The sequence below is a fragment of the Chitinophaga deserti genome, from assembly GCF_003149455.1.
Lineage (GTDB): Bacteria > Bacteroidota > Bacteroidia > Chitinophagales > Chitinophagaceae > Chitinophaga > Chitinophaga deserti.
Genome location: NZ_QFFK01000003.1, coordinates 377437 through 393280, shown reverse-complemented (window position 1 = coordinate 393280; position 15844 = coordinate 377437). Strand labels below are relative to the sequence as shown.

Annotated in this window: 14 protein-coding genes and 1 riboswitch; of the genes, 7 read left to right on the top strand and 7 right to left on the bottom strand. The window is 50.8% G+C overall.

What is annotated here, in order from left to right; genetic code table 11:
• Nucleotides 1–94 precede the first annotated feature (94 nt).
• Together DEV76_RS08800 and DEV76_RS08795 are read right to left on the bottom strand one after the other, a co-directional pair.
• Nucleotides 95–1279 carry a homoserine dehydrogenase gene (locus tag DEV76_RS08800; protein ID WP_109697273.1) on the bottom strand — a complete coding sequence of 395 codons (1185 nt, stop codon included), beginning with the start codon at nucleotides 1277–1279 and terminating at the stop codon, nucleotides 95–97.
• Between the two features lie 2 nt (nucleotides 1280–1281).
• Nucleotides 1282–2460 (bottom strand): trans-sulfuration enzyme family protein, encoded by a 1179-nt coding sequence (locus DEV76_RS08795; protein WP_109697271.1) that lies wholly within the window; start codon nucleotides 2458–2460, stop codon nucleotides 1282–1284.
• Nucleotides 2461–2675: 215 nt separating this feature from the next.
• Nucleotides 2676–2788: riboswitch (SAM riboswitch) on the bottom strand.
• 121 nt (nucleotides 2789–2909) lie between these two features.
• On the opposite strand from DEV76_RS08795, the gene DEV76_RS08790 reads away from it, so the two are divergent.
• Nucleotides 2910–4259: a DUF2851 family protein gene (locus DEV76_RS08790; protein ID WP_109697269.1), complete on the top strand. Its 1350-nt coding sequence runs from the start codon at nucleotides 2910–2912 to the stop codon at nucleotides 4257–4259.
• 49 nt (nucleotides 4260–4308) lie between these two features.
• On the opposite strand, the gene DEV76_RS08785 is transcribed toward DEV76_RS08790, so the two are convergent.
• Nucleotides 4309–4716 (bottom strand): OsmC family protein, encoded by a 408-nt coding sequence (locus DEV76_RS08785; protein ID WP_109697266.1) that lies wholly within the window; start codon nucleotides 4714–4716, stop codon nucleotides 4309–4311.
• Between the two features lie 162 nt (nucleotides 4717–4878).
• Between DEV76_RS08785 and DEV76_RS08780 the strand changes: the two genes are divergently transcribed.
• Entirely contained in the window at nucleotides 4879–5706 is an 828-nt protein-coding gene (locus DEV76_RS08780) for a hypothetical protein (protein WP_157962790.1), read from the top strand.
• 29 nt (nucleotides 5707–5735) lie between these two features.
• Entirely contained in the window at nucleotides 5736–6635 is a 900-nt protein-coding gene (lipA, locus tag DEV76_RS08775; RefSeq protein ID WP_109697262.1) for a lipoyl synthase, read from the top strand.
• A 218-nt stretch (nucleotides 6636–6853) separates the two neighbouring features.
• Here lipA and DEV76_RS08770 read toward each other — a convergent pair whose 3' ends face one another.
• Complete coding sequence (locus tag DEV76_RS08770; RefSeq protein WP_109697261.1) at nucleotides 6854–7564, bottom strand: hypothetical protein; 711 nt, start codon at nucleotides 7562–7564, stop codon at nucleotides 6854–6856.
• Nucleotides 7565–7662: 98 nt separating this feature from the next.
• Here DEV76_RS08770 and DEV76_RS08765 point away from each other — a divergent pair, with 98 nt between their 5' ends.
• The gene (locus tag DEV76_RS08765; protein WP_109697259.1) at nucleotides 7663–8568 is read left to right on the top strand and encodes a phosphodiester glycosidase family protein; all 906 of its coding nucleotides are present in this window, start codon (nucleotides 7663–7665) and stop codon (nucleotides 8566–8568) included.
• 4 nt (nucleotides 8569–8572) lie between these two features.
• Here DEV76_RS08765 and DEV76_RS08760 read toward each other — a convergent pair whose 3' ends face one another.
• Together DEV76_RS08760 and DEV76_RS08755 are read right to left on the bottom strand one after the other, a co-directional pair.
• The gene (locus tag DEV76_RS08760) at nucleotides 8573–8977 is read right to left on the bottom strand and encodes an SdpI family protein (RefSeq protein WP_109697257.1); all 405 of its coding nucleotides are present in this window, start codon (nucleotides 8975–8977) and stop codon (nucleotides 8573–8575) included.
• 48 nt (nucleotides 8978–9025) lie between these two features.
• Complete coding sequence (locus DEV76_RS08755) at nucleotides 9026–11737, bottom strand: AsmA-like C-terminal region-containing protein (RefSeq protein ID WP_109697255.1); 2712 nt, start codon at nucleotides 11735–11737, stop codon at nucleotides 9026–9028.
• 96 nt (nucleotides 11738–11833) lie between these two features.
• Between DEV76_RS08755 and DEV76_RS08750 the strand changes: the two genes are divergently transcribed.
• From DEV76_RS08750 to DEV76_RS08740, 3 genes are read left to right on the top strand one after another with little or no spacing between them, the layout of a single operon-like run.
• Nucleotides 11834–12427 carry a TrmH family RNA methyltransferase gene (locus tag DEV76_RS08750; RefSeq protein WP_109697725.1) on the top strand — a complete coding sequence of 198 codons (594 nt, stop codon included), beginning with the start codon at nucleotides 11834–11836 and terminating at the stop codon, nucleotides 12425–12427.
• Nucleotides 12424–12891: a TlpA family protein disulfide reductase gene (locus DEV76_RS08745; protein WP_109697253.1), complete on the top strand. Its 468-nt coding sequence runs from the start codon at nucleotides 12424–12426 to the stop codon at nucleotides 12889–12891. The genes DEV76_RS08750 and DEV76_RS08745 overlap by 4 nt, the downstream gene beginning before the upstream one ends.
• A 42-nt stretch (nucleotides 12892–12933) precedes the next feature.
• The gene (locus DEV76_RS08740; RefSeq protein WP_157962789.1) at nucleotides 12934–14007 is read left to right on the top strand and encodes a hypothetical protein; all 1074 of its coding nucleotides are present in this window, start codon (nucleotides 12934–12936) and stop codon (nucleotides 14005–14007) included.
• 318 nt (nucleotides 14008–14325) lie between these two features.
• Here DEV76_RS08740 and DEV76_RS08735 read toward each other — a convergent pair whose 3' ends face one another.
• The gene (locus DEV76_RS08735; protein ID WP_109697250.1) at nucleotides 14326–15588 is read right to left on the bottom strand and encodes a hypothetical protein; all 1263 of its coding nucleotides are present in this window, start codon (nucleotides 15586–15588) and stop codon (nucleotides 14326–14328) included.
• Nucleotides 15589–15844 lie beyond the last annotated feature (256 nt).

Genomic DNA, 15844 nt, shown 5'->3' with positions numbered 1-15844 from the left:
AGTTATAAGGATTGGGTTATTTTCTGGTTGCAAATATAACAAAAGCGGCCCGCTGTTTATGCGGGCCGCTTTAAGTTTGACGGACAGGACAAGTCTATTGCTCCAATACCAGCAAATTCACATCTTTATTTTTCAGCCAGGTGGCTTCTTTCAGTTTCTGCAGGTTGATGGTGCCTACGATGTAACGGCATTCCGGAGATTCGTATTTCTCGGATATGTTGTAGAAGGAAGCAAGGTCTACCTGGTCGGGGCTTTTGAAGCGGAGGTAAACTTTCAGCTGCACATCGTTGGTAAACGAAGGCTGGTTTTGCTGCTTGATCTTCTTGTATTCGTAACGGTAATTGTAAAGCAATGCAGAGATATCGCTCAGTACAGCGGAGCCGGTAGCGGTACCACCTGCGCCTTTACCTACGAAGAACTGCTTGTCGGTGAATGCAGATTCGAGCAGTACGCCGTTGTATTCGTTGTATACATCATAGAGCAGGTTATGCTCGCGGATAAGGTGGGGGAGCACATAAGCATTTACGCTGCCGTTCTGCCTGCGGCAGTTGGCGATCAGCTTAATGGTGCAGTTACGCTGACGGGCAAAATTGATATCGAAATCATTGAGGTGATTGATACCGAAGTTGAACACTTCTTCCGGTTTCACGAAGGTGCCGAAAGCATGCAGCAGGAGGATAACGATTTTAAACTTGGGGTCGTAGCCTTCCACGTCGAGGGTGGGGTCGGTTTCTGCGAATCCAAGGTCTTGTGCCTGCTGAAGGGCAGTGTCGAAGCTCAGGTGCTCTTCGAATATTTTGGTGAGGATGTAGTTGGTGGATCCATTACAAATACCTTCCACAGCGTTGAGCAGATCGTTGTCGTAGTATTCTTCGAGGTTGCGGATGATGGGAATGCTGGCGCAGCTGGATGCTTCGTAAAGGAAGGGAACTTTATTCTCTACCTGCAGCTGGTACAGTGCGGGCAGGTTTTCGGCAATCATACGTTTGCTGGCGCTCACAACAGCTTTGCCATTGCGGAGTGCGGTGCTTACAATCTGGAAAGCCGCGTCGGTTTCATTGATGAGTTCAACTACCACATCAATGGTGGGGTCGTTGAGGATCTCGTTGGGGTCCGTCGTGAAGTAGCTCATATCGATCGGACGGGGCTTGTTCGGGTCTTTGATGCAGATTTTCTTGATCCTGGCGTTGATGCCCTTCGTTCTGTTCAGCACTTCATACAGGCCCTGGCCTACGCAGCCGAAGCCGAAGATGCCGAGATTGATTGTCTTCTGTTCCATATTTATTGCAGTACGGTAATTTGTTTGCCGATAGGCTGGTTAAGTTTATCTAAAGCTTGTTTCAGGTCGTTGATAAGATCTTCCGCGTCTTCGATACCTACAGACAGGCGGATACAGGAATCCTGGAGGCCTGCCTTACGGCGGAAGTCTTCCGGAATATTGCGGTGTGTCATCGTAACGGGGTGGGCCAGCATGCTTTTCACACCGCCGAAGCTTTCAGCGAGCTTGAAGAGTTTGGTGGCGTTCACGATACGGATGGCGTTTTTGATAAGATCATCTTTCAGTGAGAAGCTGACCATGCCGCCGTAGCTTTTTTGTTGCTTACGGGCGATGTGATGGTTTTTATGGGTGGTGAGGCCCGGATAAAACACTTTATCTACCGCCGGGTGATCGGCCAGCCAGTGGGCGATGGCTAATGCGTTGGCGCATTGCTTCTCCAGCCGCAGGCTCAGTGTTTCGATGCCGCGGATGGTGAGCCAGGCTTCGAAGGGGCTGAGGATGCCGCCGGAAATATTCTGGTTAAACCTCACCTGGTCGGCGAGGGCTTTGTTGTTTACAACCACGAGGCCTGCAATTACGTCGGTATGCCCGGCGAGGTATTTGGAGGCGCTGTGGATCACAATGTCTGCACCCAGGGGAATGGGTTTTTGCAGCAGGGGAGTACTGAAAGTATTATCTACTACCAGCAGAATATTATGCTGCCGGGCTATTTTGCTGATAGATTTGATGTCGGATATTTTCAGCGTTGGATTGGTGGGCGATTCCAGCCAGATGATCCGTGTTTTGGGCGTGATCTTTTCCAGCACTTTGTCTGTATCGCTCATGTCCACGAAGTTGACCTTGATGCCGAAGCGCTCAAACATGTGGTTGAATATGGAAAAGATGCCACCATAGGTATCCTCCACCGCCATGATCTCATCCCCCGACTTCAGGAGTTTCAGTACGGCATCAATAGCCGCCATGCCACTGGCAAAGCCGAATCCCGCATACCCTTCTTCGAGGTTGGTGATCAGGTCTTCCAGCACTTTCCTTGTAGGGTTGTTGGCCCTTGAGAACTCAAACCCCTTATTGATACCCGGGCTTTCCTGCACAAACGTAGACGTTTGGTAGATAGGCACTGAGATCGCCCCGGTCAGTTCATCTATCGGGATGCTGTGAATCAGTTGTGTAGATGGTTTCATCTGTGTTCAATTTTGTTTCTCCGCCGCCTGCATTACCCCTGCAGATAACGGACATGGTTGATCATTGTTTTTACGAAACGGCAATGCCGCAACGTTCGCTGTAAACGTACAGGTAATTAAAGTTCACATTATGTCAGATGAAAACAAAAAAGCCCTTCCGGGGGTTGGAAGAGCATATCGCAACAGGTAAGTGCGCTAAAAGGAAAATCTCTGCCAACTTATCTTTCCCCAATATCCGGGGCCGGAATTAGCACCTTTTTCCCGCTTAGAGCGGAATTGGTTGCTAAGGCTTCATCGGGCCAGTACCCTCTGCCTTTCTGGATAAGTGATATTAAAGAACTGTCCGCAAAGTTAACGGCAGGAAAGCCAGATTTCCAAATTCCTTCTGTGAATTTCGATTTTTATTATTTTTTTATGGTAATTTATGAACGGATTATAATACTATTTTAATGAAATCGTTTGTTACCCCCCTCTGTCCGGAGTCGCTCCTCCAGTTCATCTGGTATTCCGGCAGGTTTAACATGGAGCGCCTGTGTACCGTTACAGGCGAGCCCCTCGAAATACTCCATCCCGGCCAGCTTAACCGCCATGCCGGTCCCGATTTTACCGCCGCCCGTATCCGGATAGGCCCCCTGCTATGGGCAGGGAACGTGGAAGTGCACTACCGAACTTCCGACTGGTTGCGCCATGGCCACCAGCACAATCCGCAATACGATAAGGTGATCCTCCACGTGGTATTCGAGCACGATGACCCTTCCTGCGGCATCCCCGTGCTGGAACTGCAGCCCCGGGTGCCTAAATTCCTCCTCCGGCGCTACCATGCTTTAATGGATAATGCAGACGACCTGCCCTGCTCGCGCCTGCTGGCCCGTGTGCCCGACAGCGTGTGGGACCAGTGGCTGGATGCCCTCACGCTTACGCGTATGGAGCGGAAGGCCGGGGTATTCCTGGGCTGGCTCCGGCAAACAAAGGCCAACTGGGAGGAGATATGCCTCCGTGCTGTGGCTGCCTGCTTTGGAATGCCGGTAAATACAGATGCTTTCCGGGAACTGATGGCATGTACCCCTTTCCGGGTGATTTCCCGCCTCCGCCATAACCTCCCTGCCCTGGAAGCCCTGCTTTTCGGCCAGGCCGGCCTGCTGGAAGATAAAGCCAGGGACCCTTACCACCGCGCCCTCCTGGATGAATACCGCTTCCTGCAGCGTAAGTACGGCCTTACACCCATGGCTCCCCATAACTGGCACTGGCTCCGGATGCGCCCCTCATCTTTCCCTACGATCCGGATCGCCGGTCTGGCTGCTTTGCTGCATAAGGAGCAGCATCTATTCTCCGCCATGCAGGACCATGAAACCCCTGCGGCATTGGAGAACCTCCTTTCCGTACGGCCATCAGCGTATTGGGACGATCATTACCGGTTCGATATCCCATCGGTTCGTACCGGCACCATGGGCAGGCAGGCGGTCAGGCATATCCTGATAAATGCAGTAGCGCCACTCTTATATGCTTATGGCATGTACCTCCGGAGCGATGCGCACCGTAACCGGGGACTGGCACTGTGGAAAGCGCTGGAGCCGGAAAACAACCGCATTCTGAGGGCCTGGGCTAAAGAAGGGATCGAAGTGAAGACGGCCAGCGGATCTCAGGCACTGATAGAGCTGCGGCAGCAGTATTGTGATGAAAAGAAGTGCCTGGATTGCAGGGTGGGAAAGGGAGTGCTGGGAGATGAAGCCTGGGTGGCCACCCAGCTGGGCGAAGAAGCCTGGGGCGATTGGGAAGCCGGCTGGCACGAGGAATGGTGATACGAAAAAGCCGCCCCGGAAGGGCGGCCGTATTCGTTTGGAAATGTGTTTACCAGTTAAAGGTCACGTCCTGCTGAATGTCGGAATGAAGGCTTTTAGCCACCGGGCAGGTAAGCGCCGCATTTTCGAGGATCTTGCGGGCTGTATCGTCCAGGTCGAGGCCCTGTGGGAAATCGAACACCACTTTCACACCGGTGATCCTTCGGGGTTCAGTACCCATGATCTTTTCAATGCCCACTTTGGTACCGTCGATGTTCCAGCCTTTGTCGCGCGCCTTAATGCCCATAATCGTGAGCATGCAGGAGCCAAGTGCAGAAGCCACCAGGTCGGTAGGAGAGAAACGCTCGCCTTTGCCATTGTTGTCTACCGGCGCATCCGTCTCAATCAAAGATCCGGAGCGGAGGTGGGTAGCCGATGTTCTGAGTTCGCCGTTATAAAGGATGGCAGCCGTTTGCATATGGATGGTTTTTGATGTAAAAATAAGCGTATTTTTAAGAAATTGCCCCGTACTGTGCTACAACAGGCCCCGGGACAACTACGAACAAATTTGTGTATGTTTGTATAGGAATAAAACATAAAACGATATCCCGCGTTTAATAAAATATAATTGCGCTACACGGTGAAAAAATTCAACACACTTTTAATACTCCTGCTGGCTTCCCTCGCATTGCATGCACAGTCTGACCGGTCTGCCAAAAAGGAGGAAAGAGAACAGAAAAGGCTTCGGAAAATTTCCCTGTTCCGCGAAATTGAGGAAGGTGAAAACCTTTACAACCGCGAGTTTTCCCTGGGCGCACGGCTCAATACCGACGGGTGGACCGGCTTCATGGAGCTGGGATACCGTAAAAGCGCTACCATCGTAAATTACTTCCAGTTCGAGTTTTCGGAAAAGAAACATCCGAAGCAGGACCGCTCCTCTTACGGTGTCCAGATCGCCGGGTTTTACATCAGCAGTGCCCCATACGTGTATGGTAAAATGAATAACTTCTACCAGGCTAAATTCGGCCTTGGCCAGAAGCGGCTCATTGGCGGCAAAGGCAATAAAAACGGTATCGAAGTAAATGCCATCTACTACGGCGGCATTTCCGTGGGCCTCATGAAACCTTATTACCTCGAACTGATGAACGATGCCGGTGATAACGACAACCGGAAAATCGTTAAGTTTAACGACTCAATACGTACCGACTTCCTGAATAAAGAGCTCATTTATGGCCCCGGAGGGTTCACCAAAGGCCTGAGCGAGATTAAGATCAACCCGGGACTGCATGCCAAAATCGGCTTCCGGTTCGACTGGGCTAAATTCAACGATGTAATATCTGCCCTGGAAGTAGGGGTAAATGCTGAATATTATACGAAAAAGGTGCAAATAATGGTAGATCAGGATAGTAAGTCCTTCTTTATCAATGCTTATGTAGGTTTGCAATTAGGTAAACGCTGGAATAAGTAACTTTGCACTTATTAAAGAAAGGATTTGCGATGCAAGAATTACCAGTAATCGCCGCCGAACCGGTAGCGCCCAGAGTGAAAAAGCCCGACTGGCTGCGAGTTAAGCTCCCCATCGGAGAAAATTACAGACAGGTCAGAAACCTTGTAGACACCCATAAGCTTCATACCATCTGCGAAAGCGGCAACTGTCCCAATATGGGAGAGTGCTGGGGCGCAGGTACCGCCACTTTTATGATCCTCGGGAACGTTTGTACCCGCAGCTGCGGCTTCTGCGCTGTAGCTACCGGCCGCCCGGAACCTGTGGATTGGGATGAGCCTCAGCGTGTGGCCGAGGCTATTTTCCTCATGAAAGTGAAACACGCAGTTATTACTTCCGTAGACCGCGACGAGCTGAAAGACGGTGGGTCCATCATCTGGGCTAACACCATCAAGGCCGTTCGTGCCCTCAACCCGGAAACCACCATGGAAACCCTCATTCCCGATTTCCGGGGTATCTGGGATAACCTGGACCGTGTGATTGAAGCAGCCCCCGAAGTAGTATCTCATAACCTTGAAACCGTGGAGCGCCTCACCAAGCAGGTCCGCATTCAGGCTAAATACCACCGCAGCCTCGAAGTAATCCGCAGGCTCAAACAGGGCGGCATGCGTACCAAATCCGGTATAATGCTCGGCCTCGGCGAAACCAAGGAGGAAACCGTTCAGGCTATGCAGGACCTGGCCGATAATGGTTGCGATGTGGTAACACTCGGCCAATACCTCCAGCCCACACCCAAACACCTTCCCGTTGTCCGCTTCGTGCATCCTGATGAGTTTGCCGAACTCCGTGAGATTGGTTACGGTATGGGCCTCGATTATGTGGAAGCCGGTCCGCTCGTACGCTCTTCCTACCACGCTGAAAAACACATCTTCAGCGGCAGAAAAGCCAACTAAGACATACTGTAATGTAAATAGCTGCCCGGAACCAATTGGTTCCGGGCTTTTTTTATGGAAATTACTCTTAAATAGCTGTAAATCAATTGAACTGAAAATGGCCTTCCTGCATTTCCAGCATGCTGCAGAAGGCCATTAATACGGCAATACCACACGATTACTACATGAATACGGTTTCATTACCGTTAGAGACGTTTTATTTAGCTCCACAGACCGGGTTAATGGTGATGATGCCCATGATGATGGGAATGCCCCGCTACAGGCGTTTCCTTCGCCTCCAGTACAAAATCGGTGGTGTGGATGGTTCCCTGTGCTTTGAACTGAATCCAGGCACGGTAGGTGCCTGCATGAGGCAGATCGGCATGGAGTACGAAGCGTCCGTTGCGGACTTCGGGGTGTACATGTACAAAAGCCTTGCTTTCCTGATGGATCAGTACCGCATGCGCTTTCTCTCCCAGGTAGTTTTCCAGCAGTTCGGGGTTGATGGGAGTGCCATTTCTGGAAAGTCCGGCTGAGAGCATGGCATGTCCCTGCTTAAGGGGGCCATGATCAAGATGAAGTTCCAGCGTATAATCGCCGGCGGTGGAAGTAAGTTGGGGTTGACAGGCAGCATGTGAAGGAACAGTATCACCTTCGGCATGTATTTCAAAACGATCGATCACCTGATGATGCCCCTCCGGTACATAATCCGCAAATACCCAGAAACGGCCGCCATGTGGCAGCGCGGCATGCACTGCATAACTGTTTCCGTTTTCGATGGGATGGATGTGGGTAAAGAAGCTAAGATCGTCGCTGACGATGATGGTATGAATTTTCTGCTCATGCGAATCCTGCAGGCGGAAAGGCGTAGCGGGCCTGAATTGGAATAAGGTTTCCCGGCCGGCAATAACAGGTTGGGTAACGTTCAGCTGCAATTGATATGTGTTCATCTTCGGTAGGTTTGTTAACACAAAATTAGCGCTGCACAAGGGGCTGAACGTTATAGTTTCCGGGAAACTATTTACATAGTTTTTATATTTTTCGGATCATGAAACCATTGCTGATCTTCCTTACCATGCTCCCCTGCGCCGCCATGGCGCAACTACGCTGGCAGCCTTCTGCTGCGCATAACGAAGGCCTCCCCGAAGGAGCGCGCGTTTATCAAACTACCGATTCCATCTCCGGCAGGCCTTTCAGGGCTTATTACCTCGAGGTTTCCCCTAAGGCCGGAAATCTGCGCCTTTCCGTGGAAGCTTTTCCCGGTAAGCGCTACACGCCCATTCAGTACGATAGTATCCTTGGCCCGGGTACACTGGCCGTTATGAACACTACCTTCTTTTCGTTCAAAGACAACAGTAACCTTAACATTGTTGTGAAGAAAGGAAAGGTGTTTGCCGTAAACCCCCAGCCCGCAACGGATGCCGTGCCGAAGAAGTATTTTACCCGCGGGGCTTTCGGGATAGATAAGCGCGGCCGGCCGGATGTAGCCTGGGTGTATAATGTGGGAAAGAAAAGAACGCCCTACGCATACAACGCTCCCGTAGAAAATGTGGAGCCCACCAGCACCACGCCTGCAGGTGCACAAAAGTGGAAGGTGCGTGAAGCCGTAGGCGGCGGACCGGTACTCGTTCAAAACGGACAGGTTTTCATTACCACCGAAAAGGAAGGGATGGGTAAAAGCATCGCTGCACTGCATCCGCGCTCTGCGATTGGTTACCGGGCCGACGGTACTATATTACTCATGGTGATAGAAGGGCGGAATAAAGGTGTGGCAGAAGGCGCCAACTTCGAAGAGATGGCGAAGATCTTTACCGACCTCGGCTGCGTGGAAGCGCTGAACCTCGATGGCGGCGGATCTTCCGCATTATACGTCAATGATCAGAATACCATCAAACCATCAGACCCTTCGGGCCAGCGGCCGGTACCTGCGGTGCTGGTACTAAGCAGGAAATAATACATCAAACGGCGGGCTTTTTTTGTCCGCCGTCCTTTTTACGGGGCGCACCGTCTTCATCAAATTCCTGCAGCAGGTGCCACTCCGTGATGCCTGTCAGCAGTAAGGCCCCTACTATCACAGGCGTAACTGTGAGGTAAAGGAAAACATCCGTCTGCCTGCTGAAAATTAACGCCATTAATACGCCAAACGGGAAAAGTATCCAGCCCAGCCAGCGCGATACATAGGCGGCATAGCGGTTGCCTTCGTTCCAGGTGCTTTGATTGATAGTGGAAGAGAAAGTACGGTAGCCGTACCAGGTATTCATACTGCGTGGAGGGTACCGCCGGATCATGTGGCCCATGAACAGGAACAGCAGCCCGGCCAGTAAACTGGCATTACAGAAGGGGTTTTGTATAATGCTGTCCATAAAAAAAGCGTGACACAATGTGTGCCACGCTTATTATTACAAGTTAACTCAGTTCTTTGTTGAATCCGCTGCGGTGTTTTTGCGTTTATTGAGCAATCCTTTCAGCGTATTGTTCAGGGTTTTCTCAGCAGCTTTGCCTGCGCCCTGTATACCCCCGCTGTTTCCGGTGGTATCTTTCCCGCCGAGGAGCTGCTTCTTCAGCTCATCTTTCGCTGCGTTTACTGCCTCATTTTTTACATGCTTCAGTGAATCTTTCAGCGTTTGCTGCACGGTATCGATCTTGTTCTTCACCATAGCGGTTGCCTGATCTTTCAGGTTTTCGGCTGCTTTGCCGGCAGCTTCTTTCAGATCAGTCTTCACAGAAGGTTTCATGATGTTGCCACCCAGCAGCACGTTGAGATAAACCGTATCACCCACGTTTACAGGGATACCTTTATTGTTTGCCTGCTTTACGAGGTTATTCACCAGCCCGTTACCCTGCTGGCCCAGCAATGCTCGTGGCAGTGCCAGTTGCATGGTGTAGTCCATCGACTGGTCGAAGCCATGCGAACCGCCCACGAGCATATTGAAATTGTTCATCTTGATGCGGAAAGGGTTCACCGTCATCCGGCCGTTCTGGAAGGCGAAATAGTTCTTGATATCGCGGATGGAGATATCTTTCAGCGCATTTACATTCAGCTGATTGGCCAGCTGATCCATGGGAGCGAATTTCTTCAGGAAGCCCTGGATAAGCAGGAGGTTGCCATCGCCGGAGAGCGAGCTTAATACGGGAGACATATCTTTCCCCAGCTTACCATTCACCGTCATCTGGCTGCTCATTTTACCGCTGAGGAATTGAGCGATAGGCATGAGCTTCTGCACGGTGTTGAAAGCTTTGAAGGTTTCCTGTACATCCAGCTCTTTCACATCGTAGGTGAAGTTGATATCCGGATTGTTCTTATCGAGTTTGGTGGAGTAGGAGCCGTCGATTTTCATGGTGCCCTGAAGAGCATTGGCCTTGATGTCTTTCATGATCACGGCTTCATCGCGCACGAGGAGGGTGCCATTCAGATTGTTGAGGTCCACTTTATCGTAAATCACTTTGCCGGCCTGTGCCTGCAGGGTGAAATCGAGGTTGTTGGGAACGGCGAAAGGTACGCTGGATGCAGTATCTGCAGGCTTGCCTTCCGGAGTAGCCTCGCCGGTGGCCATCCACTTGTTGAGGTTCACCTGATCGGCGGTGAGGGCCAGGCGGCCGTTAAGCGCATCGTTCTGGAAAAGGTATGCCAGCAGGTTGTTCACCTCACCGTTTGCATTGAAATTGGTACCGAGATACTGACCCTTGAAATCAGACACTGTTACGTTTTTCGGATTGAAGGTCATGAGCAGCGATGATACGTTTACGCCATCAGGATAATCCTTGCTCTTATACGCCATATCTGCAACAGATATTTTACCTGCTGCGTGGAAGGCTTCATATTGCTGCCGCTCGATAGCGCTCATGTAACCACGTGCCTGAAGGTCGGCATCAAGTAAACCGCTCAGCCTGGTCCCGTTTTCGAATTTTACGAACTGACCTACTTTACCAAGGTCGAGGCGGCCTTTGGCAGCAGCGTCGAGGTAAAGGTCGGAGATGGGCGTTTTGATCATCAGGCGGAGGTCTACCGGACTATCATCCATTTCCAGGTGCGCCTGTGGTACATCCACGATAGTATGATCGGGAACGCCATCGGGGTTGGTTACGTTTACAGCCAGCTGAATGTTCTTCACCGGCTTGGGAAGGTCGGGGTATTGGAAGAAGCCGTCTTTAATACCGAGGTGAAGCTCGTATGCCGGCATCTGTTCGCCGGCGTACATGCCTTTTACGAAGCCTTTAAAGGTGGCTGCGCCGGATGTTTTGATACTGGCGAAGTCCTTGCTGTAAACGGCGGGTACGAGGGAAAGGATGTCTTTAAAGTCTGTGCTGGGTGCCTGGAAGCTGATATCCATGTTGTAGGAGCTGTCGTTCACCAGCTGGAAGAAACCTTCGGTACTGAGCTTCAGGTTGTTGATGGAAATTTTATCGGTTTTGAAGGAGTATTTACCGGCATTGTTATCGATTTGAATATCGGCCAGGATTTCCATTTTGGTATTGAGCAGGTAGGGGATGAAGCCCTGTGCGTAGCTCAGGCTGCCAGCGGTGGTGCTGGTGCTGAGTACGAAATTATCCTGTGTGAAATCGCCTTTACCTTTGTGGTTAAGTCCTTCAATGGCGAGGTGCATATGGCCCTGAAGGTCGTCGTACTTAATCACTGCGTCTTCGATGCTGTATTGCTGCAGGCTGAAGGCGAATTCGCTTTTGGAAGTATCTTCCGGTGCGGCGCCTGCGGTGTCGGTATCAGGCTTCACAATGTCCCAGTTAGGGCGGCCTTCTTCGTCTACCAACGCATAGATGCGGGGCTGCTGAAGGGAAACATTGTAGATACTGATATTTTCACCTTTGATGGCACTCATCAGGTCAAGTGCCAGATCGAGCCGGCGAACGGCGAGGAGGGTATCGCCTTCAAAATGCTGTACTCCGGTCACCTGCAGCTCTTCAAGGGCAACAGCGAGGCGGGGGAAGCGGCGGAAGAGACTGATATCCACGTCTTTGAAATCCACTTTGGCGTTAAGGCTTTTGTTCAGTTCCGTCTTAACCCTGGCAATGATCTGGCTTTTAAACAGATACGGGATGGCGATCAGGATCGCTATCAGCACGAGCAGTCCGATGCCGATACCTTTCAGTACCTTTTTCAGTTTCATAGGATATTATTGTTGATGTTTAATTGTTGGCAGATGAATGTATATCGCATATCAGCAGTTAAATTCATTAATTTTGACACAAATATATACAACGGCATGACACCGGAACGGAAAGAAAGGCTTTTATCGGTAATTAACAAACGTCAGGCCAACCTTACGGTGGTGCTGGAAAATGTGGAAGACCCCCATAATGTTTCCGCAGTGCTCCGTACCTGCGATGCTGTCGGCATCCAGGATATACACGTACTCACTACCAAAGTGCCGCGCCATAAGCGCTGGGGTGTTAAGAGTTCTTCCAGTGCCGCGCAGTGGCTGACGGTTCACCAGCATACCAATACGCAGGAAATGGTAACCATCCTCCGCCGTAAATACGATAAAATCTATACGACGCACCTGGCCGATGGGGCTTTGAGCCTCTACGATATCGATTTCACCGGTTCGGTGGCGCTGGTATTCGGCAACGAGCAATTTGGTGTGAGTGAAGATGTGCGGGCGCTGGCGGATGGCAATTTCGTGATCCCGATGATGGGCATCATCCGCTCCCTGAACATTTCAGTGGCAGCGGCAGTCAGTATTTACGAAGCCATGCGGCAGAAGCAACTGGCCGGCCAGTATAATACGCCATCCCTGCCTGAAGCCCAGCGAAACGGATTGCTGACGGATTGGGGATTTAAGGAAGAAGATCTATGAATGCATTCGTGATGATATGGTCCTTCTGGATGGCAGCTGCCGTAACCCGGGTAAGTCCCGCGGAACTGGAATCCCGCCTGAACCGCACCGATTCCCCGGTGGTAGTGAACCTATGGGCCACCTGGTGCGCTCCCTGTGTGGAAGAGCTCCCTTACTTCGAGAAAGCCGCTAAAAAGTACCCCGGCGTCAAATTCATCTACCTCAGCCTCGACCTCGATGATGCATATCCTCATCAGATAAATGCTTTCATTCAAAAGCTCGGTCTTACCGGGGAAGTATGGTGGATGGAAGAAAGTAATGCCAACAAATACGCTTCGATAATTGATGCACAGTGGAAGGGAAGCCTCCCGGCTACGCTGTTTATTCATCCGGGGAAGAAGTACCGGAAATTTGTGCAGGGTGCGATGGATGAAGGGGCGGTGATGCGGGAGGTTGAGTGGTTAGTGAAAAATAAGTCTTACTAATAGTATTTTTAATATATTGTATAGTCTATAACCCAATTTAAAATGACAATGAGATCCCTTACCTTAATGCTGGCTGCCGTATTTGTTAGCCTGTCTGTAAACGCACAAAGCAACCATTGGCCTCCTTCAGGCTCTGCCGGCGTCGGTACTTCAACTAATCCCACCGAACGTTTCGAGATTCGCGATGCGGCGCCATCTTACCTGAAATTTACACGTAATAGTGATGTAATGGGGTCAGTTGGCGGCATCAAGTTTGATGTTGCCGGTACAGAAGTAGCTCGTATTGAAACGGAGCGTACAGCTGATGCTAACCGTTACAGCGCCATGATCTTTTCACTGAAGAACTGGCTGAGCAGTGCGAATATGATTGAGGTTATGCGCCTGCATGAAAATGGAATGCTTGGGCTCGGAACAGCCTCACCTTCTGGCAAGCTTCACATTCATGTTCCTCACGGGACTCGTCAGGCAATGTTTACGGTAGGTAATGTGAGTTCTGCCAATGGTTATCTGGAAATTAATAACGCTACAGGTGCTGCCGGGCTGTATATTCCCTCCATAAAAGGGCGTGGTTATAACCCCGGGCATACTTTCGGTTTATACCTCGTAGGCGAGTCGGAAGATGTGGCCTCTGCCGGTGCATATGAAGCCGCTGTGATCCTCGATGGGCGCTCCCTTATGGGAACGAGGATCAACACTGCCAATGTGCTGGCCATTAATTCCATGGGTGTCAATCTCGCCGTGGTAAAAGCAGACGGCTCAGTTGGTATCGGTACCCCCGTTACACACGGGCACAAACTTGCCGTAAACGGTAGTGCACTTTTCACAAAGGCAGTGGTTAAACTAAACGCTAACTGGCCCGACTTCGTATTCGAGCCGGATTACCAGCTACAACCGCTTTCGGATCTCGCACTTTATATCCGGGAAAACAAACACCTGCCCGAAATGCCTACCGCAGCTGATATAGCCCGCGATGGTCAGGACCTCGGAGAAATGAACAGAAAGCTTCTCCAGAAAGTGGAAGAACTTACGCTGTATATCATTGAGCAGGATAAGGCACGGAAAGCGGTGGAGGCAAGATTGGCAGAAATAGAGAATAGAATAGAGAATCTGAAGTAATCGATTTCTATCAGAGAGTCAAAGGTTTGGCCAGCGTTTAACAGGGCTCTCAGCAATAAGTAATAACAACAGGCCATTGCCAACCAATGTGGCGTACTGGTATAACATAAACTTTGTAAACATAGAAAATCGGAGTTCGTAAGCGCTCCGATTTTTTACTTTTTAGTCTGCCTGTTAAAGCTCACCAATGTCACATCCAACGCCGCATAACACAGTTCACCAATGTAGCATAGCTGCTCAGCAATTAAGTCTCAAAAGCGGTTGGCATTAGTCCGTGGAAACAGACATTCCCCCGGAGAACATTCCCATCAAAGCGTACTATCCCGGCTTCATCAGCGAACCTGTCACGCCCTGCATTCCGGGACGAAAGGCATGCCTCCCGCGCCTGCACACCGTAAGACGGTGCACACCACGGCCAACAGCACGCTGCGCCAGTTCGATTAAATCACCATCATGCCGTACGGCGAATCCGGATGTTGGAACCCTCCGGCTCCCGGCAGCCTTTAAATGCCGTCGGCGGATTTTCGATGTTTCCGGTAACGAAGTATTCCTGTAGGCTGGCCGCTTATCGGGCTGCCGTTCTACAGCTTCGGTCGTGGTTTTTCGACTATGGGTACGGCTGGCGTTATGATCCGGGAGCTGATCGGGAATCTTACTTTCACTGGTTTCCTCAAGCTGCTGTGTTTCATTCACGGGGCAATTCTCCGAAAGATTAGCGTTATGCAGCTTTGGGTAGCACTGGCTTAGTGGAGCTTCCGCTTCCGTTTCTGTAACAACCAAAGTTTCGCCCTGCGGGAGACTTTGTTGTATTACGGCGGTTGCGTTTATGTCTACTCCTGTTAGCTGCATGAGGTTAAACTGGCTATCTGGTACAGGGTTAAAAGCCCCTTTCTCCAACGTCAAAAACTCAACCGCCATCGCAATGAACAGGGGATCACTTGTTCCGGCCGGTATCTGCACAGTAAGATCTTCCGGGCTGATGGGTTTCTTTCCCTTGGGGATAGGAGAGGAGCAGGCTGATACGAACGTAAACATTTCTTCCTCGAAATTAAGCACCGCCACACCCATCTTCAGCCGGGCATGCGTGGCATGCTTCGGGAACCGGATTGCGTCAGCAGGGGCAAAGACAGGCATGCCGATACTAACGGTACCGGTGGTACGGTCCACTGTATGCTGCAACGGGATACTGACGATCCGTCTGAACTTGCCGGTGGGGCTGAAGTTGAATTCCCTCAGCAGTGAGAGATCTCCGTTCATGAGCATGCGGCTGCCCCTCTGATGACCGGCGTCGGAATTAATGATGTCTTTACAGACTTTTGTAAGCCGGCTATGCAGCTCATCGTTCGCCACCTTGGGCATCATGGCACGGAAAGCCCGACGGATCAGGGCGCTGCCTTTGGCCGCCTGACCAAATTCGCTGGTGTTGATCCTTGCCTGTGCATAATTCGGGTCTTTGGCGAACCGTTTCGCCGTTGGACTGCCTTTTCTTCTTAGTCCGTATTCACCGTTTCTCTTCCGGTAAATACTCATGTTTTGCGTAGGCCCCAGCATCTGCAAGAGGCCGCTTTGCGTGCTTGCCATAGCGTAGTTTGTTTTTTATTGAAAAATAGGTGTATCAGGCCTTGGTGGCCTTTCTGCATCGTGAATCCCGGTATAATAAGATACGGAATCCTCACCAAATATCCATTGGTTTTTTACGTTTTTTACGCTTGGGGGAGTAATAGTTCCGATTAGGGTAATTTTGGGTCAAATGGGTGTTTTAGGGTCGGTTTGGGCCTTTAGTGATTTGGGCTAATCTCTATCCTGACATAGTGGAAAAGGGGGGATATAGGCGGCT